Source organism: Bacteroides fluxus YIT 12057, assembly GCF_000195635.1.
GTDB lineage: Bacteria > Bacteroidota > Bacteroidia > Bacteroidales > Bacteroidaceae > Bacteroides > Bacteroides fluxus.
Window position 1 is genome coordinate 63637 of record NZ_GL882637.1, and the last position, 20849, is coordinate 84485.

The following is a 20849-nucleotide window of genomic DNA, read 5'->3' on the forward strand; positions in this document are numbered from 1 at the left end:
GAGGGGGCGGGAATGAAGCTTTGCCCATGAAGACAATTACTATTACAGACCCCGTACAGATTGAAGAAATCATCCGCAAATGTCCGTACTGCATCGTAAGCATTACCGACCCGGAAGGAAACCCGTATGCGGTTCCCATGAATTTTGCTTACCAAGACGGAGTGATATACCTGCATTCCGGACCGGAAGGCAGTAAAGTGGAAATGGTGACAAAGCATCCGCAAGTCTGCATCACCTTCTGCGAAGGGCACGAACTGGTATATATGCACCGGCAGGTAGCATGCAGCTACAGCATGAAGTCACGCAGCGTCATCTGCCGCGGAAAGGTGCGCTTTGTGGAGGACATGGAAGAGAAACGCCACGTCCTCGACCTGCTGATGAAACAATATACGGAGAATGAATGCAGGTATGCAGAACCTGCTGTACGTAATGTCAAGATATGGGAGGTGAAGGCAGAACACATGAGCTGCAGGTCGTTCGGGCTAAGGCCGAGTGAAATATAAGACTCCTGCCGTCAAGCACCTCCCCTGCATTCTTCATCAATTACAACGGATATTCCTCAAAAGCATACAGCAATGTTGAAAGATACCGTTCGCCCGTATCGGGGAGCAAGGCGACAATCGTTTTCCCTTCATTCTCCGGCAACATCGCCAACCGGGTAGCGGCAGCTACGGCCGCCCCGGAAGATATACCGACAAGCAATCCCTCAAACTTCGCCAGCTCCCGTCCTGTGCGGATAGCTTCGTCATTGGATACCTGCAGCACCCCATCTACCACCGCCTCATTGTAATTCCCCGGAACAAAGCCTGCCCCTATTCCTTGAATCTTATGGGGACCGGGCTTCCCGCCGGAAAGTACGGGAGAATCCACCGGTTCCACAGCCACTACTTTCACAGCCGGATTATGCCTCTTCAAAGCAGCGCCCACACCGCTCACGGTACCCCCCGTACCTACCCCGGCCACAAAGACATCTACCCGTCCCTCCGTATCCCGCCAGATTTCCTGTCCGGTAGTACGCTCATGGACAGCAGGGTTGGCAGGATTATCAAATTGTTGCAGGATCAGTGAGCCCGGAGTATCCTGTTTCAGTTCTTCCGCACGGGCAATAGCCCCTTTCATCCCCTCAGCGCCCGGAGTCAGGATCAATTCCGCCCCAAGTGCCTTCAGCAGGTTGCGGCGTTCCAGACTCATGGTATCAGGCATCGTCAGGACCAGTTTATAGCCTTTGGCAGCGGAAACGAAAGCCAGCCCCACTCCGGTGTTGCCGCTGGTAGGCTCAATAATGGTGGCTCCGGGTCTCAGCAATCCCTTCGCCTCGGCATCTTCTATCATGGCAAGAGCAATGCGGTCTTTCACACTGCCTGCTGGGTTGAAATATTCCAACTTGGCAACCACACGGGCCTTGAGACCCTTCTTTTTATTATAATTGTTCAACTCCAGCAAGGGAGTGTCGCCTACCAATTCGGTAAGGCTTCCGGCAATCTTCTTCATATATGATGCAGTTTAAATATTCATTCTTTTTCTGACAAGACAAAAATAGTGTCCTTTTGGTTCGGCAGAAATACCATAAACATGGTAAATCCATACTATAAATGAGGGATATGTAGGAAATTTGGCGAATACTTTGTACCTTTGTTGCCACTTTATTAATAAAGGATATCATAATGAGTCCACTCAACTTTACCCACATCCTGACACAGGCAGTCGATGAGCTATCGGAAAGCGAATCTTACAAAGGACTGTTTCACCAGCATACGGATGGCAATCCACTGCCTTCGGCCAAAGCATTGTGCGACATCATTGAACTGGCACGTGCCATCATCTTTCCCGGATATTTCGGCAATTCCACGGTAAACAGCCGTACCGTCACCTACCACATCGGCGTCAACGTAGAACATCTGTTCGACCTGCTGACCGAGCAGATCCTTGCCGGACTCTGCTTTGCCGGCGACGGCGAGTGCAGCAGTTGCACCGAGATGCAGCGGGAAGAATCCGCCCTGCTCGCGGCCAAGTTCATCAGCCATCTGCCGGCAATGAGACGCATACTTGCCACCGACGTGGAAGCAGCCTACAATGGCGACCCTGCCGCCCATTCGTTCGGTGAAGTCATCAGTTGCTATCCTGCCATCCGCGCCATCAGCAACTACCGCATCGCCCACGAGCTACTGGTACTGGGTGTCCCCCTTATCCCGCGTATCATTACGGAAATGGCCCACAGCGAAACGGGAATCGACATTCATCCGGGTGCCCAAATCGGCAGCCATTTCACCATCGACCATGGTACAGGCGTGGTAATCGGAGAGACTTGCATTATCGGAAACAACGTCAAGCTATATCAGGGCGTAACACTCGGCGCCAAAAGTTTTCCTCTGGATGAAGACGGTAAACCCATCAAGGGCATTCCCCGCCATCCGATACTGGAGGACAATGTCATTGTATATTCCAATGCCACCATCCTGGGGCGCATCACCATAGGGCGCGGCGCAACCGTGGGCGGCAATATCTGGGTAACCGAGGACGTGCCCGCCGGAGCAAGGATCGTACAGACAAAGGCAAAAAAATAAGAGGTTGCCGACCCGGTTAATTAAACAGAAAACAGACAACGTACCTATGTGTTAAAGATAAAAAACACGTCAAGACCGTAGGGAATAACAAATAGTAAATAAATTAGATGAGCGAACAATCTTTTGAAATGATTGCCAAAACCTTCCAGGGACTGGAAGAGACACTGGCCGGAGAACTCACCGCATTGGGTGCCAACGACATTGAGATAGGACGCCGCATGGTGTCGTTCAGTGGAGACAAAGAAATGATGTACAAAGCCAACTTCTGCCTGCGTACGGCCATCCGCATCCTGAAACCCATCAAACACTTCACAGCCAAAAACGCTGACGAAGTTTACGAGCAAATCAAAGCCATCCATTGGGAGGACTACTTAGACACAGACAAGACCTTTGCCGTAGATGCCGTCGTATTCAGCGAAGAGTTCCGCCATTCCAAGTTCGTAGCCTATAAGGTAAAGGATGCCATCGTGGACTACTTCCGCGAGAAGAGCGGCGAACGTCCCGGCGTGCGTGTCAACAAGCCCGACGTGCTGCTGAACATCCATATTGCCGAAACTCAATGTACACTTTCTCTCGACTCCAGCGGTGAATCCCTGCACCGCCGCGGTTACCGCCAGGAAGCGGTGGAAGCTCCGCTGAACGAGGTCTTGGCCGCCGGAATGATATTGATGACCGGCTGGAAAGGTGAATGTGACCTGATAGACCCGATGTGTGGTTCGGGAACCATCCCCATCGAAGCCGCCTTGATAGCGCGTAACATTGCCCCGGGCGTGTTCCGTAAAGAGTTCGCTTTCGAGAAGTGGATTGACTTCGACCAGGAACTGTTCGACACCATCTACAACGATGACAGCCAGGAACGCGAGTTCACCCATAAGATATACGGTTACGACAACAACCCGAAAGCCAACGAGATAGCCACGCACAACATAAAAGCAGCAGGCGTCAGCAAGGACGTAGTGCTGAAACTTCAGCCTTTCCAGCAATTTGAGCAGCCTGCAGAGAAGTCCGTGATTATCACCAACCCTCCCTATGGAGAAAGAATCTCGACCAATGACCTGCTGGGACTATATTCCATGATCGGCGAGCGGTTGAAACACGCCTTTACCGGCAACACCGCCTGGATACTCTCTTACCGTGAAGAATGTTTCGACCAGATCGGGCTGAAAGCAACCCAAAAGATTCCTTTGTTCAACGGTGCACTGGAATGTGAATTCCGCCAATATGAAATTTTTGACGGGAAATACAAAGAATTCCGCGAGGGTGGCGATGAGCTGAACAAGGGACGCAGGGAATTCCGTCCTGCATCGGGAGAAAGAAATGAAAGACGGGAATTCCGCCCGCGTGAAAGAAGAGAATTCAATGACGGAGAGAGGCGCGAATTCCGCCCGCGTGAAAGAAGAGAATTCAATGACGGGGAGAAGCGCGAGTTCCGCCCGCGTGAAAGAAGAGAGTTCAATGACGGAGAGAGGCGCGAGTTCCGCCCGCGCGAAAGAAGAGAGTTCAATGACGGGGAGAGGCGCGAGTTCCGCCCGCGTGAAAGAAGAGAATTCAATAGCGGAGAGAGACGCGAGTTCAAGCCCCGCGAGAAAAGGGAGTTTGGCGCGGAGCGCAAGACAAGGTCAGGTGAATCCTATCCTGAAAGAAAGAGAAGGGAAACAGAAAAGAAAGAAGAAGATTGACCGTATGCTCTCTTGAGGATAAAAAAACAGAATAACGGAATCAACGAGAACGATGATAAACAATATGAATACGAAAATTATAAATAAAGGTATTCTCGCACTGCTATTGGCAGTGCCTGCCCTATTTACAATAAACGTTATGGCGCAAGAACTGAAAAGGCCTACCTTGGAAGACTTGATTCCCGGAGGAAAGACATACCGTACCGCCGAGAACCTTCAGGGGTTGCAGTGGTGGGGCGACCTATGCATCATCTCCGGCAAAGACGAAGCAAAGGCTGTCAACCCGAAGACCGGTAAGGAGACCGTACTTTTTACCCGTGAAACCGTGAACCGTGCCTTAAAGGATGCCGGACTGAAAGAAATGCCGCATCTCAACAACCTGAAATATCCTTGGGCCGGATGCACGGAAACTTTGCTTCCTTCAACGCAACGCTACGCCGTTTACAATTGGCAGACAGGCGCAATAACCGGCCGCGACGACCTTCCCAAGGAACCGGCCGCCAATTACGATTACAACACGGCAAGCCGTAATCTGGCCTACACCGTAAAGAACAACCTTTACGTAAACGGACACTGCGTGAGCGTCGAACCGGAAGGCATTGTCTGCGGACAAAGCGTACACCGCAATGAATTCGGCATTTCAAAAGGCACTTTCTGGAGTCCGGCAGGAAATCTGCTGGCTTTCTACCGGATGAACGAAAGCATGGTCACTTCTTATCCGTTAGTAGATATCACGGCAAGGACGGCAGTGGTGGACCCAATACGCTATCCTATGGCCGGCATGGCAAGCCATCAGGTACAGGTCGGCATTTACAATCCCACCACACAAAAGACCATCTATCTGAATACGGGTGATCCTACAGACCGATATTTCACTAATATAGCCTGGGCACCGGACGGCAAAAGCCTTTATCTGATAGAACTGAACCGCGACCAGAATCATTCCAGACTCTGCCAATACAACGCAGAAACCGGAGAACTGCAACGAGTGCTCATCGAAGAAAAGCACGACAAGTATGTGGAGCCCCAGCATCCCATCCTTTTCCTGCCGTGGGACGAGACTAAATTTATCTACCAAAGCCAACGTGACGGATACAACCATCTGTACCTCTACGACCTGGCGAAGCTATCGGCCGCCCATCGCTCCGCTTCCCCCGACACGGAAGAGGCGGAAAAGATATGGAAGCAAATAAAGAAAGCCGGAAGCGGAAAGGATATCAAAGAAGCCGTTGGCGTGCAACTGACGCAGGGAGACTGGCTGGTACAGGAGATTCTTGGTTTTAACGAAAAGAAAAAGGAAATCATCTTCACCGCCACCAAAGAATCTCCCTTACAGAGCAATACCTATAAGGTAAATGCAAATAACGGCAAAATCACTGCGGTAGGTAATAGCGAAGGGGTACACAGCCCTCTGCTGTCCGCATCCGGAGAGTATCTGATTGACCGTTATTCCACTCCCCGGATTCCCCGTAACATTGATATTGTGTCCACCCGGAACCATGCAACCGTCAACCTGCTTACCGCAAAGAACCCGTACGAAGGTTACGAAATGCCCGATATAGAAGTAGGCACCCTCAAGGCAGCCGACGGGAAGACCGACTTGTACTACCGCATCATCAAACCCGCAAACTTCGATCCGGCAAAGAAATATCCCGCCATCATCTATGTATATGGAGGTCCACACGCCCAGATGATAACGAACGGATGGATGAATGCCGCAAGAGGATGGGATCTTTACATGGCCAACAAAGGATACATCATGTTCTCGCTCGACAATCGCGGAAGCAGCAACCGCGGACTGGAATTCGAAAACGCTACTTTCCGCCAGCTCGGCATTGAAGAAGGCAAAGACCAGGTGAAAGGCGTAGAATACCTGCGAAGCCTGCCCTACGTGGACGGCAATCGCATCGGTGTGCATGGCTGGAGCTTCGGAGGACACATGACTACCGCATTGATGCTACGCTATCCGGAAATATTCAAGGTGGGCGTTGCCGGAGGTCCTGTCATCGACTGGGGCTATTATGAGGTCATGTACGGCGAACGCTACATGGATACCCCGCAAAGCAATCCGGAAGGTTACCGGCAATGCAATCTGAAAAACCTTGCCGGAAACTTGAAGGGACACCTGCTCATCATTCACGATGACCACGACGATACCTGCGTGCCGCAACACACGCTCTCGTTCATGAAAGCCTGCGTGGATGCCCGCACCTATCCCGACCTGTTCATCTATCCCACGCACAAGCACAACGTGCAGGGACGTGACCGTGTACATCTGCACGAAAAGATAACAAGGTATTTCGAGGACTATTTAGGGAATTGTGAATTTTGAATTATTCTCAATTCACAATCCACAACTCATAATTCATAATTCAAAACTCATAATTCAATGAAAATATTATTGTTAGGCTCAGGCGGCCGCGAGCACGCCTTGGCATGGAAAATAGCCCAAAGCCCTAAAACAGAGAAGCTATACATTGCTCCCGGCAACGCCGGAACAAGCGCAGTAGGCGAAAACGTAAACATCAAAGCTACCGACTTCAGCACACTCAAGGCATTCGCTCTTGAGAACAGCATCGACATGATCGTGGTAGGTCCCGAAGATCCTTTGGTACAAGGTATCTTCGACAGTTTCAAAGAAGATGAATCCACCCGCCATATCGCCATTATCGGTCCCACGGCCAAAGGTGCCCAACTGGAAGGAAGCAAGGAATTCGCCAAGGAATTCATGCAACGCCACAACATACCGACAGCCCGCTACAAGAGCGTCACTGCACAGACACTGAACGAAGGCCTTGCCTTTCTGGAAACTCTTGAAGCTCCCTACGTGCTGAAAGCAGACGGTCTGTGTGCCGGCAAGGGCGTACTGATTCTGCCCACATTGGAAGAAGCCCAAAAAGAATTGAAGGAGATGCTGGGAGGCATGTTCGGCGATGCCAGCGCCACGGTAGTGATCGAAGAATTCCTCAGCGGTATAGAATGCTCCGTATTTGTCCTGACGGACAGCCGGAACTACAAAGTACTCCCTGTAGCCAAAGATTACAAGCGTATCGGTGAGGGCGACAAAGGCTTGAACACCGGCGGTATGGGCAGCGTCACCCCTGTTCCTTTTGCCGACGACGAATTCATGGAGAAAGTCCGCACGCGCATCATTGAACCTACCATCAACGGGCTGCTCGAGGAGAACATCCTCTACAAAGGTTTCATCTTCCTCGGCCTCATCAATGTGAAAGGCGAGCCGATGGTCATTGAATACAACGTACGCATGGGCGACCCCGAAACCGAGAGCGTCATGCTGCGTATCCAAAGCGACATCGTGGAACTTTTTGAAGGCGTTCATCAAATGAACCTCGATACCAAGTCACTGATACTTGATCCCCGCACTGCGGCCTGCGTCATGCTGGTAAGCGGCGGATACCCCGAAAGCTACGAAAAAGGCAAGGTGATGACCGGACTTGAGCAAGCTGCACAGACAGACAGCATCCTGTTTCATGCCGGAACTGCCTTGAAAGACGGAAATATCGTGACTAACGGTGGACGCGTCATCGCTGTATGTTCGTATGGCGATACCAAAGAAGAAGCCCTCGCCAAGAGTTATAAAGTGGCCGACATGATAGATTTCGAAAAGAAATACTTCAGAAGAGACATCGGTTTTGATCTGTAGAAACCATAAATGTATCGTACCAAACGACTCCAGACCCGGATTACGGCAGGGCGCCTGACACTCCCTGCCGCTATCCTTATTTCAGTAACCTGCTGGATACTGACAGCCATCCTATTACCCGGAATGGAAGCACAGAAAACCGGTTATCCCCTTTGGGAGACGTTCAGCAGTATCTGTATCCCCGGATGGTCCTGCCGTTTCCTCAGTTTCATCTTATATGGTATCATAGGATATTTTCTGATAGAGCTGAACAATACGTTCGGCATTATCCGTATGCGGGCATCCGTACAGACAGCTGTCTATTTCCTGTTGATATCTGTATGCCCCAGCATACACATGCTCTATGCGGGAGATCTGGCGGCAGCGGCATTCCTGATTGCCCTGTTTTTCCTGTTCAAAAGTTATCAGCATGCATCCCCTACAAGTTACCTTTTCCACACATTCGTGTTCATCGGCGTGGGCAGCATACTTTTTCCGCAACTTACGTTCTTCGCACCGGTTTTCTGGATAGGAGCCTACAACTTCCAGTCACTGAACCTCAAAAGTTTCCTCGCCTCACTGATAGGCTGGAGTGTACCTTATTGGTTCTTGTCAGGCTATGCCTATCTCTCCGGACAGACGGATATATTCTACCAGCCTTTCCGGGAGTTAGCAAACTTTACCCCTATCCGGCCGGATTTCCTGCCCTGGGAAATGGCTACCATCGGATACCTGCTTGTCCTGTTCCTGGTCAGTTCCATCCATTGCCTGATAACCGGTTATGAAGACAAGATACGTACGCGCAGTTACCTGAACTTCTTGATTTTGCTGGATTTCTGCATTTTTGTCTATATCGGGTTACAATCGGCACTTAGCGTCCACCTGCTGTCTTTTCTGTTCATCGGAGTCAGCATTCTGGCGGGGCACCTGTTTGTATTGACCAACAGCCGCAGTTCCAACCTGTTCTTTATCTGCACATTTGTCGGACTGTTCCTCTTGTTCGGGTTTAATATATGGACGTTGAAATGAAGAATGAAATAAAGATATACTGAAATGGAGACAATTACACAATTACTGATTGACTGGGGATATCTCGGACTGTTTATTTCCGCCTTGCTGGCAGGAAGCATCATCCCGTTCAGCTCCGAACTGGTCATGGTGGCACTGGTCAAAGTAGGGCTCAGCCCGGCCGTCTGTGTGCTTGCCGCCACTTTAGGGAATACCCTGGGAGGCATGACATGCTACTACATGGGACATCTCGGAAAGACAGACTGGATTGAGAAATATTTCAAAGTCAAAAAGGAAAAGATAGAAAAGACACAGCGTTTCCTGCAGGGGAAAGGCGCACTGATGGCCTTCTTCGCCTTTCTGCCCTTCGTAGGAGAAGCCATAGCCATTGCACTGGGGTTTATGCGAAGCAATGTTTTCCTTACGACAACATCCATGTTTGCCGGCAAGCTGTTGCGGTACATTGCCATGCTGCTGGCTTTGCAGGGAGCCATTTCCATGATACACTGACAGACAGAGGCATACAGCCCACCGGATATACAGGTATAATCTGTAGATACAACAAGACAGATAAACAGATGCAACGAATAATAGAACAAACTGAAGACGGAAGTGCAACCTTGTTTGTACCCGAACTGAATGAACACTACCATTCGGTAAAGGGAGCACGTACCGAGTCCCTGCATATCTTCATCGATATGGGGCTGAAAGCTGTATCCACCGCCCATCCACAGGTCCTTGAAATAGGTTTCGGAACCGGCCTGAACGCACTGCTCACCCTGGAAGCAGCCGAAGCGGACAAACGCCCCGTGCACTACACCGGCATCGAACTTTATCCGCTTGCCTGGGAAGAAGTAGATGTACTGAAATACAGCGACAACCCGTTATTCAAGACACTGCATTCGGTACCGTGGGAAGAAGATGTAGCCATCACCCCTTACTTCACCTTGAAGAAAATACGGGAAGACGCAAGAAAAGCAGTAAACACTAAGCGCTCCTTCGACGTTATCTATTTCGATGCCTTTGCCCCCGAAAAGCAGCCGGAAATGTGGGACGAGGCACTTTTTCGGAATTTATACACAAGTATGAATGCAGGCGGAGTACTGACCACCTATTGCGCCAAAGGCATCATACGCCGGATGCTTCAATCCGTCGGATTCAAAGTGGAGCGCCTTCCGGGACCTCCCGGAGGCAAGCGGGAAATATTGCGCGCCTCAAAAGTAAGTGAAATATAAACCTATTTATGATTTGACAATGAAAAAGACATATCTGTTGCTCCTCATAACCATCTTGGCCACTTCCTGCAAACCGGGAGGCAGCCAAACTCAGAACAGCAATGACAGCAAGCCCGTCATTACCGTCACCATCGAGCCTTTACGGTACTTCACCGAAGCCATTGCCGGAGACCGCTTCACGGTTGTCAGCATGGTTCCCAAAGGAACCAGCCCGGAAACGTATGACCCTTCTCCGCAGCAACTCGTTGATCTTGCCCAAAGCAAAGCCTATTTCCGCATCGGCTATATAGGCTTTGAACAGAGTTGGATAGACCGTCTGACGGACAATGCCCCACACTTGCAATTCTTCGACACATCCCAGGGAATCGAACTTATCTACGACGATAGCCATCCCCACCATCATCCGGAAGCTGACGGCGGAGGAGCTTCGGACAAGGCACATAAACATGAGCATGCCGGTGGCGTAGAACCACACGTATGGAACTCCACCACCAACGCCCAAATCATCGCCGGAAATATCCTGAGTGCTTTGTGTACCATCGACAAAGCCAACGAAAACGCCTATGTAGAACGCTACAACGGCCTCTGCCGACAGATTGAACGTACAGACAGCCTCATCCGCCAAATACTTTCGCACGCTGATACCGACCACGCCTTCATGATTTACCATCCGGCGCTTTCTTACTTTGCCCGCGACTACGGCTTGCATCAGATTCCCATCGAGGCCGGAGGAAAGGAACCTTCCCCCTCGCATCTGAAAGACTTGATAAACACCTGCAAGGAAGAAAAAGTACGTGTCATCTTTATACAACCTGAGTTTGACCGCCGCAATGCCGACCTCATCGCCCGGCAAACAGGGACGCAAGTGGTAAGCATCAACCCCCTTTCATACGACTGGGAAACGGAAATGATGAGAATAGCAGAAAGCCTCGCCCCCGGTTCCTCTCCGGAAGAGAGGAAAGGAAAAGAATGACAGACAATTGTAAACCTAAGGAAACATGGAAGAAGTACGGAAACCAGACAATAAACAAACTACAGGCGCGCCACAAACTACAGACGGAACGTCACCTTCCTCCCCACTTTTCCGGAAAGGGGGCGAAGACGAGGTTTTAATCAAAATAAGAGACCTCAGTGCCGGATACGACGGACGGCTTGTATTGCGCAATGTAAACCTGAACGTTTACGAACGTGATTTCCTGGGTATCATCGGTCCAAACGGCGGAGGAAAAACCACACTGATAAAATGTATCCTCGGCCTGTTGAAACCCTCCGGAGGAGAGATTATATGCCGTCCGCTGACAATGGGCTATCTTCCCCAATACAGCAGTATAGACCGCAAATTTCCCATCACGGTAGAAGAGGTTATCCTCTCAGGGCTTAGCAGCAAGAAATCCCTCACTTCCCGTTTCACATCCGAACACCGTGAAAAAGCCCTTTCCGTCATTGCCCGCATGGGACTGGAAGGCATGGAGAAACGCGCCATCGGCGCCTTGAGCGGGGGGCAACTGCAACGCGCCCTGTTGGGACGTGCCATCATCTCCGATCCCGAAGTCGTCATCCTCGATGAGCCCAGCACCTATATCGACAAACGTTTCGAAGCCCGCCTTTACGAACTGCTGGCGGAAATCAACAAAGATTGCGCCATTATCCTAGTCAGCCATGATATAGGCACGGTGTTACAGCAAGTCAAGTCCATCGCCTGTGTCAACGAGACATTGGATTACCATCCCGATACCGGAATTACGGAAGAATGGCTGGAACGGAACTTCAACTGCCCGATAGAACTATTGGGACATGGAACGTTACCGCACAGAATATTGGGAGAGCACAAACATTAAAAAAACGGCATATATCAGTCAAAGGAAGCCGGATAAGCAAGTAACTGATACATCAATGCCTTTGCCATTCTGTAATGCCCCTCAGCGTTAGGGTGCAACCGGTCTGTCTCCCCGTCATGGAAGTAGCGGGTATGTGAATCATTCAAGGGATAAAGCCCACTGATACCATTTAAATCAATAACCGGAACCGCCCATACATTGGCAGCCTCTTTCACGGCCTGCACATACGTATCCACATACACACCGTTCTTATTGGGAAAAGCTTCCTCCGGCTGCACGTTCCTGTCACTGAAACGCGCTTTGCCACGATGCAGAGGAGTCAACATAATGACTTGCTTGTCAGGATAGTTCGTTTTAAGAAAGTCCATGACAAGATTGATCCGCCCCTTAAAAGTAGAGTCGTTCATCACCGGTTCACGATGCTTGCGCAATTCCATGGAAGGACCGGCTACTTGCGCTTCCTTTTCACCCTCCTTGTACCATTCTCCCACAGGTATGCCTGCATTATAGTCGTTTGTCCCTGCAAAGATAATAATGGCGTCAATGCTGTCCCCACGTTCTTCCAGCAGGCGGTTGGCCTGTCTCAGGATGCCGTCCATGCGGTTGCCGTTGATGGCATAGACAAAAGGTTGCAGCCCCAACATTTCCGCCAGATACTCCCAGTAGCATTTTGTTGTCCCGATACGTTTCTTGTCCGTGATGGAATCGCCCAGAAAAGCGACGCGCTTGCCTTTCCACTGGCTTTCCATAACGGTAGTTTGTTCCACAAAGTCCCCTCCGGCATAAAGATATCCAAGGGGAAACGCGTCAGCAGACAAGAGTAGAGCCGACAACAGACATGCTGATATTTTCCGATTCATTGCAAAAAAATAATTGATACGACGAACAAAATTACACATTTTCCGCATATTCCCTTTCAAACAGATACAAAAAAATAAAATCCGGACTCATTATTTATCATGAGCCCGGATTTTATTACAAGCAATCTACGCTTATTTCGAATTCAGATAAGCATTGACTTTCCTTATCTCCTTCTGCAAGGAAGCGCCCTTGATCTTATCATAGGCAAACGGTTGCAGCAACCGGCCGACCATACGTGCCCGGCGCGGATCTGACTTCAGCACCTGTATCTTCTCGAACATCTGTATGCCTTCAATCAACTTCTCAAAACGGACGGAAGACTGATTCATTGGATACACCAGATACGTATCACCTGCGGCCCAGGTACGGAAACGGGTATCTTGATCGGGCGACTCCACCCAACTGTTGTATGCCCAGCGCAGATAGCCGTCCAGCCCACGCTCGGCTGCTATCAAGCCGAACAAGGAAGCCTCCACAGGCTGCGAAAAGCTGAATGTATTCGGGAAGGCCTCCGCACAACAAGTATAGAAAGTAGTAATCTTTCCTGCCGCCCTGCGCGTAGCTACCACTCCCTCGGGATATTTATTATCGTAAGGTATGCAGAGGTCGAACAGTTCAGCATTCAAGTCCTCGTGATAATTACCTGCAAGAGATATCTTATAGGCAGGATCAGCCTTGCGTATCACCCGTAAGGCAGCCTTCATGCTTTTCTCCGGACGCTCATCCATAGCGATGATGGTTTGCCCGAACCAGCCCTTCTCTTTAAGGTGTGAAGCAAAAGCCTTCAACTTATTCACCCAATATTCATCAAATTCGGGGCTGTCAACAGCCAGTTTGCGATCCACCATCGAGTTGGTAGCCTGATCATAATAACGGAAAGTCAGCTCCCAAGGAATAACGGAATAGCAATAGATATAGGGACCGACCCCACAAGACTGCATAAACTCCACCCAACGGTCAAATACCGTATAGTCGTACATCCAGGTACCGTCCGCACGCTTGATTTCGGTAATCATGTCCTCGAAATAATCATACGTCTGCCCATTCCAAGGTTTGTGGGTGATAGTGGCTGTAATGCCGCGCTGCCCGGCTTTTGCCAACCGCTCCATCAACGGGCGCATGGCATCAAAATGTTCTTTGCTCCAAAGGGGTACACCGGCCATGCGCGCCACGGAAAAAGGATTCTGCCAGAGATCCAGATGGAACTTCTGCTTAGCCGGTTCGGGCAATGTACGGTCAATTACACGAATGGAATAAGGGAGCACGCTGCATACCTTATTGTCATACGTTATGGAAACCGTTCCTCTATACAGTCCGGGAACGGCATCATGCGGAACATCGAAAGTGATCCATACCGGTTGTACGGTCTTTGCCTCATAGCGCAGGGAACGTATCGGCTCTATGCGGTCTGCCACTAAAGATGAATCAAACTGAGTCTTATCGGGGCGATATCCACACCCTCCTTTTCCATCTTTGTTCAGCTCATCGGTCATCACGTAGCGCAAAAAGCCGGTGGTGGCATCATCTACCCAATGATTTGCCTGAGGCTCCTCTACGGTAAAACCGACCTCACCGCCGTCTGTGGAAGACCAGAGCAGAATCTTGGCATGCAGGCGTTCTCCACGCCAGGCCGTAAACTTTTGCGTTTTGCCGTTCCCGAAGGGAGACGGGCACTCGGTTTTACCTACCAGACAGTCGGTAGTACTCCAGGCTGCCTTCAGCGGTCCTTCCGCTGCCGCAATTTCCAGGCAAAAGGAAAGGAAAAAGGCAACCAGAGAAAAAGAAAATAGTTTCTTCATAGCATCATCATATATTGAAGGTGAAACAATTGTATTTTGCAAATATACATCCAAATTTCCTGCCTTCCAACAAAATTATACATAGATGTATGAAAGAAAAGGAACGAATACCCGTTTCAGAGAATGACAGCCCCTGCTTTTGCCATTCTGACACTTTGTATTTTCTATCGCACGAGAATCCCGTATTCACGTCCCGTCGCCTGCATGAAAGGAAACACGAAAGCAGAAAAACGTAAAGTGCAGATTATGAATGATATGACATAACTGGCGCTCTTCTAATAAATAAAAATCACACCGCTGAAAGCCTTGGAACACCGAAAAAGCAAAAGCGGAAAAATATACAGGAAACAGCGTATCTTTATAAGACAAATATCCACAAAATGTTCTAAATCAGTGCTTACGTCAAACAACGCATGACAGCAAAACCGGCAAAAACATTACTTTTTATCACTATAAAAAGGATATCTCTATCTTCCGGCATTCCTTACAGCCATCCACTCAGTTCCCATGCTCGCACGTGCCGGATGCCTTTCCCTTAACCTATCCTAATAATCCCCCTTATTGTCACTTATTTAAGATAGAATTCATTATCTTTGCCCCGTTTGCGCCAAGCAACTGAAAACAAGAAAAATAACAAATAACGAATTTCATCCGAATGAAACAGTACAAAACCGTAAACAATCTCATAGGTTGGATTACATTTATCATTGCAGCAACGGTTTACTGTATGACCATCGAGCCGACTGCAAGTTTTTGGGACTGCCCGGAGTTCATCACAACCGGCTATAAACTGGAAGTGGGACACCCGCCCGGCGCACCGTTCTTCATGCTAGTGGCCAACCTGTTCTCGCAATTTGCTTCGGACACAACAACCGTTGCCAAGATGGTGAACTACATGAGCGCCCTGATGAGCGGTGCCTGCATATTGTTCCTTTTCTGGAGCATCACCCACTTGGTGCGTAAACTCGTAGTTACAGACGAAAATAACATCACCCGAGGACAACTGGTTACCATTATGGGCAGCGGCCTGGTAGGCGCACTGGCCTACACATTCAGCGATACCTTCTGGTTCAGCGCCGTGGAAGGTGAGGTATATGCCTTCTCTTCCCTGTTCACCGCCGTCGTATTCTGGCTGATACTGAAGTGGGAAGACGTAGCCAACGAGCCTCATAGTGACCGGTGGCTGATTCTCATTGCCTACCTGACAGGGCTTTCCATCGGCGTGCATTTGCTGAACCTGCTTTGCCTGCCCGCCATCGTGCTGGTGTATTACTACAAGAAAGTGCCCGATGCCAACGCCAAAGGCTCCTTACTGGCACTCTTCGCATCCATGGTACTGGTGGCAGCCGTACTTTACGGCATCGTACCGGGCATCGTGAAAGTGGGCGGATGGTTTGAGCTGCTCTTTGTCAACTCATTGGGCATGCCTTTCAACAGTGGCGTCTTCGTCTATATCATTCTATTGGCCGCCTGCCTCATCTGGGGTATATACGAAAGCTACACGGAGAAGAGCAGACAACGCATGGCGCTCTCGTTCATACTGACCATAGCTATGCTGGGCATCCCTTTCTACGGCCATGGCGGCAGCGCCGTCATGATCGGCATCATTGTCATCGCGCTGCTGTGGTTATACCTTAACCCCAAGACACAAGGCAACTTGAAGGAAAAGTTCCGCGTATCGGCGCGCACGCTGAACACGGCATTGCTCTGTACGATGATGATTGTCATCGGATATTCCTCATACGCACTGATCGTGATCCGCTCCACCGCCAATACGCCGATGGACCAGAACTCACCGGAAGATATCTTCACACTGGGCGAATATCTGGGACGCGAACAGTACGGTACACGCCCGCTGTTCTACGGACCGGCGTTCTCGTCACAGGTGGCGCTGGATGTGAAAGACGGCTATTGCGAGCCACGCATCTCCTACAACGGGACCAAGTTCATCCGCAAGGAAAAGGCTACTCCCGATGAAAAAGACAGCTACATTGAGATTCCCGGACGCATCGAGTACGAATATGCCCAGAATATGCTTTTCCCGCGCATGTACAGCAGTGCGCACACACAGCAATACCTTGCTTGGCAAGACATCAAAGGCAATGATGTGCCTTACGACAAATGCGGTGAAATGGTCATGGTAAACATTCCCACGCAATGGGAAAATATCAAGTTCTTCTTCTCCTACCAGCTCAACTGGATGTACTGGCGCTACTTTATGTGGAACTTTGCCGGACGCCAGAACGACATACAGGGCAGCGGAGAGATAGAACACGGCAACTGGATAACCGGTATCCCGTTCATCGACAACTGGCTGCTTGGCGACCAAAGCCTGGTGCCCCAAGAGCTGAAGCAGAACAAGGGACATAACGTCTTCTATTGCCTGCCGCTGCTGCTGGGTATCATCGGCCTGTTGTGGCAAGCCTATCGCGGGCAGAAAGGCATCCAGCAATTCTGGGTAGTGTTCTTCCTGTTCTTCATGACCGGCATAGCCATCGTGCTCTACTTGAACCAGACTCCGAGCCAGCCACGTGAGCGTGACTATGCGTACGCGGGTTCTTTCTATGCTTTCGCCATCTGGATCGGTATGGGCGTGGCGGGACTGATTCATGCTACGCAGAAATTAATAATGAATAATGAAAGAGTGAAAGCGATGACACAGGAAAAGCGCGAGAACCTTTCATTCCTTCATTCTTTCATTCTTTCATCCATCTGTCTCCTTGTCCCCGTGCAGATGGCAAGCCAGACTTGGGACGACCACGACCGCAGCGGCCGTTACATGACGCGTGACTTCGGCCAAAATTACCTGATGTCTCTACAGGAAAGCGGTAACCCGGTAATCTTCACCAATGGCGACAATGACACTTTCCCATTATGGTATAATCAGGAAACAGAAGGTTTCCGTACCGACGCGCGTACCTGTAACCTCTCGTACCTGCAAACGGACTGGTACATCGACCAGATGAAGCGTCCTGCCTACGACAGCCCGTCGCTGCCCATCACCTGGGAGCGTATGGAATATGTGGAAGGTACCAACGAATACGTCCCCATCCGTCCGGACTACAAGAAGAGCATCGACGCCCTCTATGCCGAAGCCGAGAAACAGGCCTTGAACGGAAATCCCGAAGCTTTGGTCAACGTGAAGAAAGAGTTCGGCGACAACCCGTACGAGCTCAAGAATATCCTGAAAAACTGGGTACGCAACAAGAACCAGGATTTGAAAGTCATCCCCACGGACAGCATCGTCATCAAGGTGGATAAGGAGGCCGTACGCCGCAGCGGAATGATGATTCCGGGCGACAGCATCCCCGACTATATGAATATCTCGCTGAAAGGCAAACGCGCCCTCTACAAGAGCGAACTGATGATGCTCGAAATGCTCAGTGAAGCCAACTGGGAACGCCCTGTCTATATCGCTATCAGTGTGGGCAAAGAGAATCAGCTGAATATGGAGAACCACTTCATACAGGAAGGACTCGCCTATCGCTTTACTCCGTTTGACACCTCCAAGACAGGCGTGACGATAGATTCGGAGAAGATGTACGATAACCTGATGAATAAGTTCAAGTACGGCGGCATCGACAAGCCGGGCATCTATATCGACGAGAATGCCATGCGCATGTGCCACTCGCACCGCCGTATCTTCTCGCAACTTGTACAGCAGCTGATGAAAGAAGGCAAAAAAGACAAGGCCAAGGCTGCACTGGACTATGCAGAGAAAGTAATCCCGGCCTACAATGTGCCTTACGACTGGATGAACGGTGCCGCACAGATGGCAGAGGCTTATTACCAGCTGGGTGAAACAGCCAAAGCGGACGAAATCATGAAGGCCCTTGCCGACAAGGCCGTAGAATACACGACCTACTATCTGAGCCTGGACAACAACCGCTTTGCCATCTCTACCCGTGAATTTGAATATCATTGGGCTGTGCTTGATGCAGAAGTGAAAATCATGAAGAAGTACAATTCCAAACTTGCCGGAATCTACGAGCCTAAAGTAGAGGAACTGTATAATATGTATGTGGACCGCATGAAGTGAGCCCTTACCCTCGATTATGACATAGTATTCACCAATAAAACCATCCTCAAACCTCCCCTCTCTCTTCGGAGAGGGGGCCGGGGTGAGGTTCCTTTTAATTATGTTTATAGAACAACCTCCCGAGTTTCTTCGTAAACTGTATCCCGGTGCAATCTGGAGGATGAACCCTAATGAAAAGGCTGTCTATCTGACTTTCGACGATGGCCCTATCCCCGAAGTGACTCCTTGGGTGCTCGACTTACTCGACAAGCACAATATCAAGGCCACTTTCTTCATGGTAGGTGACAATATACGGAAGTATCCCGAAGAATTCCGAATGGTTGTTGAACGGGGACACCGCATCGGCAATCACACGTTCAATCATATCCGTGGATTTGAATATACCGCCAGAAATTATTTGGGAAATACCGAGCAAGCGAGAATTTTCATGGAAATGGGCGGTGATATCAACTGCAATGTGGAGAAGGTGTTGTACCCGCTCCTGTTCCGCCCGCCGCACGGCCACATGTTCGCCAACCAATATCTCACCCTGAAACAGACTTACCGGATAGTAATGTGGGACCTTGTGACCCGCGATTATAGTAAGAAGCTGCGCGGTCCGCAGGTACTCGCCAATGTCATGAGATATGCGCGCAACGGCTCCATCATCACTTTCCACGACTCGCTGAAGTCCTGGGAGAACGGAAACCTGCAATACGCACTGCCACGGGCCATTGATTTCCTGAAGGAGGAAGGGTATGAATTCAAATTACTGTGAGCCTCACGAGGGTGCGTCAAAACTCAAATTTCGAAAATAGGAACTTATCATTTGAAATCTGAACATATTAAAAGACTAAAGAAAGGGTCGTATCATTACTCAATACAGAGCTTGATACGACCCTTTTAAGTGTTATAGTTATAAGCTGTAACTTTGGGGAGTGGTCATTTTAGTTTTGATACCCCCTCCCGGAGGTGAGGCTGCACTTCAACGGATTGCGTACCTTTTGGGCAAAGTCCGCCATATATCGGTTCCAGGCATCAGCTGTCTTGATGTCCGCCTTGTCCCAAGCGAACCCCCAATAATATACATAATCAGAACCCGGTTCGTAATCACTGACCGCCAGTACGTGGCCGTCTGCATTGTTACGCTGTTTCTTTTCCTGTTCCGGGAAGAGGACAACCTTGGCATCCTTCACAGCGGCAGGGAAAGCGGCGCCCATGAAAATCTTGCCATTACCCGGTCCGGTAGTAGGATCTACATAAGTGATATAGCCATTGGCTGCATCAGCCACCACGGCACCGTCAGGCTCATGCAATACGATACCAGTGACAACCGGAAGGGTCTCTTTCAGATTACTGTAGGACACGGCAGTCCGGTTCAGATGGGAACCTGCATCAAGAGTAATCACACGCGTCTCCACAACGGTAGTGTCACCCTTTACATCCAACGGAGTAAAAACCAGCTTCGCAGTGAAACGCAACGGGCCGTTGTCAAGAATCTCCAGAGTGTTGTAACACCAAGGGTAAATGATGGTATCGTTCACCATTAACGCCGCTACACCGGCTCCCAGCGTAGGACCTACCGCATAGCAATCCATGCCGAAACCATGATCGATATGATAAGAGATGGAATTACGCAACTCGTTTGCCGCCTTGGGATCGGTATCTTTCAACTCAGCAATTTTGGCACGGGCGTCTTTATCCACTTCTTTCGCGTAGAACGATTCCAGAACAGGTTCTGTAGTGTTATATTTTGTAAACAAGTCATATCCGTAACCGCGTTCCCCTCTGGCCTGCAGGGCAGGACCATAAGCACGGAAAGCAACCAGGTCGTTTTCCCAAGCCACGTCATCCAGACGTTCGGGATAGCATTTACCGCAAGCCTTTACCTCCACATCTTCGGGAGTACCGGTTTGGACAGTATAAACGGCAGTAGCATTACCGGCTACGGTAGCGGGAAAAATCAGTTTCTCATCATAAGTAATCTGGCAGGGCACTTGTTGCCCTTCAGCATCCAACACAACAATCTGTGCTGTATCCGCCAAGTTCAGACAGTTGGAGATTTCTGCCATAGACAACTCTATCATTTCGTTAGAGCGCTCTACAGCCAACGGATTGGCCACCGTGACGGTTACAGTCTTGCTCTCGTTACAAGCAAAGCAAAACAAAGCCGTCATGCATAATAGAAGAAGTTTTTTCATACT

At 49.9% G+C, this 20849-nt stretch carries 15 protein-coding genes and 2 pseudogenes; 13 read left to right on the plus strand and 4 right to left on the minus strand.

The genetic code is table 11. The features are described from left to right. Positions 1-26 precede the first annotated feature (26 nt). A complete protein-coding gene (locus tag HMPREF9446_RS09915) occupies positions 27-503 on the plus strand; it encodes a pyridoxamine 5'-phosphate oxidase family protein (RefSeq protein WP_009125496.1) in 477 nt (158 codons plus the stop codon). Between the two features lie 40 nt (positions 504-543). On the opposite strand, the gene cysK is transcribed toward HMPREF9446_RS09915, so the two are convergent. Continuing rightward, positions 544-1491 (minus strand): cysteine synthase A, encoded by a 948-nt coding sequence (cysK, locus tag HMPREF9446_RS09920; protein ID WP_009125497.1) that lies wholly within the window; start codon positions 1489-1491, stop codon positions 544-546. Positions 1492-1664: 173 nt separating this feature from the next. Here cysK and epsC point away from each other — a divergent pair, with 173 nt between their 5' ends. From epsC to HMPREF9446_RS09965, 9 genes are all read left to right on the plus strand, one after another. After that, entirely contained in the window at positions 1665-2564 is a 900-nt protein-coding gene (gene epsC, locus HMPREF9446_RS09925; RefSeq protein WP_039969009.1) for a serine O-acetyltransferase EpsC, read from the plus strand. A 107-nt stretch (positions 2565-2671) separates the two neighbouring features. Then, positions 2672-4243, plus strand: a complete 1572-nt coding sequence (locus HMPREF9446_RS09930; RefSeq protein ID WP_009125500.1) for a THUMP domain-containing class I SAM-dependent RNA methyltransferase — start codon at positions 2672-2674, stop codon at positions 4241-4243. 64 nt (positions 4244-4307) lie between these two features. Continuing rightward, positions 4308-6575, plus strand: coding sequence for a S9 family peptidase (locus HMPREF9446_RS09935; RefSeq protein WP_039969022.1), 2268 nt, complete (start codon positions 4308-4310; stop codon positions 6573-6575). Positions 6576-6632: 57 nt separating this feature from the next. Next, positions 6633-7907: a phosphoribosylamine--glycine ligase gene (gene purD, locus HMPREF9446_RS09940; RefSeq protein ID WP_009125502.1), complete on the plus strand. Its 1275-nt coding sequence runs from the start codon at positions 6633-6635 to the stop codon at positions 7905-7907. Positions 7908-7916: 9 nt separating this feature from the next. Further along, entirely contained in the window at positions 7917-8915 is a 999-nt protein-coding gene (locus HMPREF9446_RS09945; protein ID WP_009125503.1) for a hypothetical protein, read from the plus strand. Between the two features lie 24 nt (positions 8916-8939). After that, the gene (locus HMPREF9446_RS09950) at positions 8940-9404 is read left to right on the plus strand and encodes a YqaA family protein (protein WP_009125504.1); all 465 of its coding nucleotides are present in this window, start codon (positions 8940-8942) and stop codon (positions 9402-9404) included. 68 nt (positions 9405-9472) lie between these two features. After that, positions 9473-10129, plus strand: coding sequence for a tRNA (5-methylaminomethyl-2-thiouridine)(34)-methyltransferase MnmD (gene mnmD, locus HMPREF9446_RS09955; RefSeq protein ID WP_009125505.1), 657 nt, complete (start codon positions 9473-9475; stop codon positions 10127-10129). 19 nt (positions 10130-10148) lie between these two features. Next, positions 10149-11102 (plus strand): metal ABC transporter solute-binding protein, Zn/Mn family, encoded by a 954-nt coding sequence (locus tag HMPREF9446_RS09960; RefSeq protein WP_039969023.1) that lies wholly within the window; start codon positions 10149-10151, stop codon positions 11100-11102. Positions 11103-11127: 25 nt separating this feature from the next. Then, positions 11128-11967 (plus strand): metal ABC transporter ATP-binding protein, encoded by an 840-nt coding sequence (locus tag HMPREF9446_RS09965; protein ID WP_009125507.1) that lies wholly within the window; start codon positions 11128-11130, stop codon positions 11965-11967. A 14-nt stretch (positions 11968-11981) separates the two neighbouring features. On the opposite strand, the gene HMPREF9446_RS09970 is transcribed toward HMPREF9446_RS09965, so the two are convergent. Both HMPREF9446_RS09970 and HMPREF9446_RS09975 read right to left on the minus strand, forming a co-directional pair. Next, entirely contained in the window at positions 11982-12827 is an 846-nt protein-coding gene (locus HMPREF9446_RS09970) for an SGNH/GDSL hydrolase family protein (RefSeq protein WP_039969027.1), read from the minus strand. A gap of 132 nt (positions 12828-12959) precedes the next feature. Next, positions 12960-14627, minus strand: coding sequence for a DUF4091 domain-containing protein (locus HMPREF9446_RS09975; protein ID WP_009125509.1), 1668 nt, complete (start codon positions 14625-14627; stop codon positions 12960-12962). A gap of 655 nt (positions 14628-15282) precedes the next feature. Here HMPREF9446_RS09975 and HMPREF9446_RS19450 point away from each other — a divergent pair. The 3 genes and pseudogenes from HMPREF9446_RS19450 to HMPREF9446_RS09985 form a co-directional block, all read left to right on the plus strand. Next, a pseudogene (locus HMPREF9446_RS19450) lies at positions 15283-17235 on the plus strand (glycosyltransferase family 117 protein); the annotation flags it as partial. Between the two features lie 96 nt (positions 17236-17331). Next, a pseudogene (locus HMPREF9446_RS19455) lies at positions 17332-18666 on the plus strand (hypothetical protein); the annotation flags it as partial. A 100-nt stretch (positions 18667-18766) separates the two neighbouring features. Continuing rightward, positions 18767-19423, plus strand: coding sequence for a polysaccharide deacetylase family protein (locus HMPREF9446_RS09985; RefSeq protein ID WP_009125515.1), 657 nt, complete (start codon positions 18767-18769; stop codon positions 19421-19423). 169 nt (positions 19424-19592) lie between these two features. Here HMPREF9446_RS09985 and HMPREF9446_RS09990 read toward each other — a convergent pair whose 3' ends face one another. Then, positions 19593-20846 carry a DUF4861 domain-containing protein gene (locus HMPREF9446_RS09990; protein WP_009125516.1) on the minus strand — a complete coding sequence of 418 codons (1254 nt, stop codon included), beginning with the start codon at positions 20844-20846 and terminating at the stop codon, positions 19593-19595. Between the last annotated feature and the right edge of the window lie 3 nt (positions 20847-20849).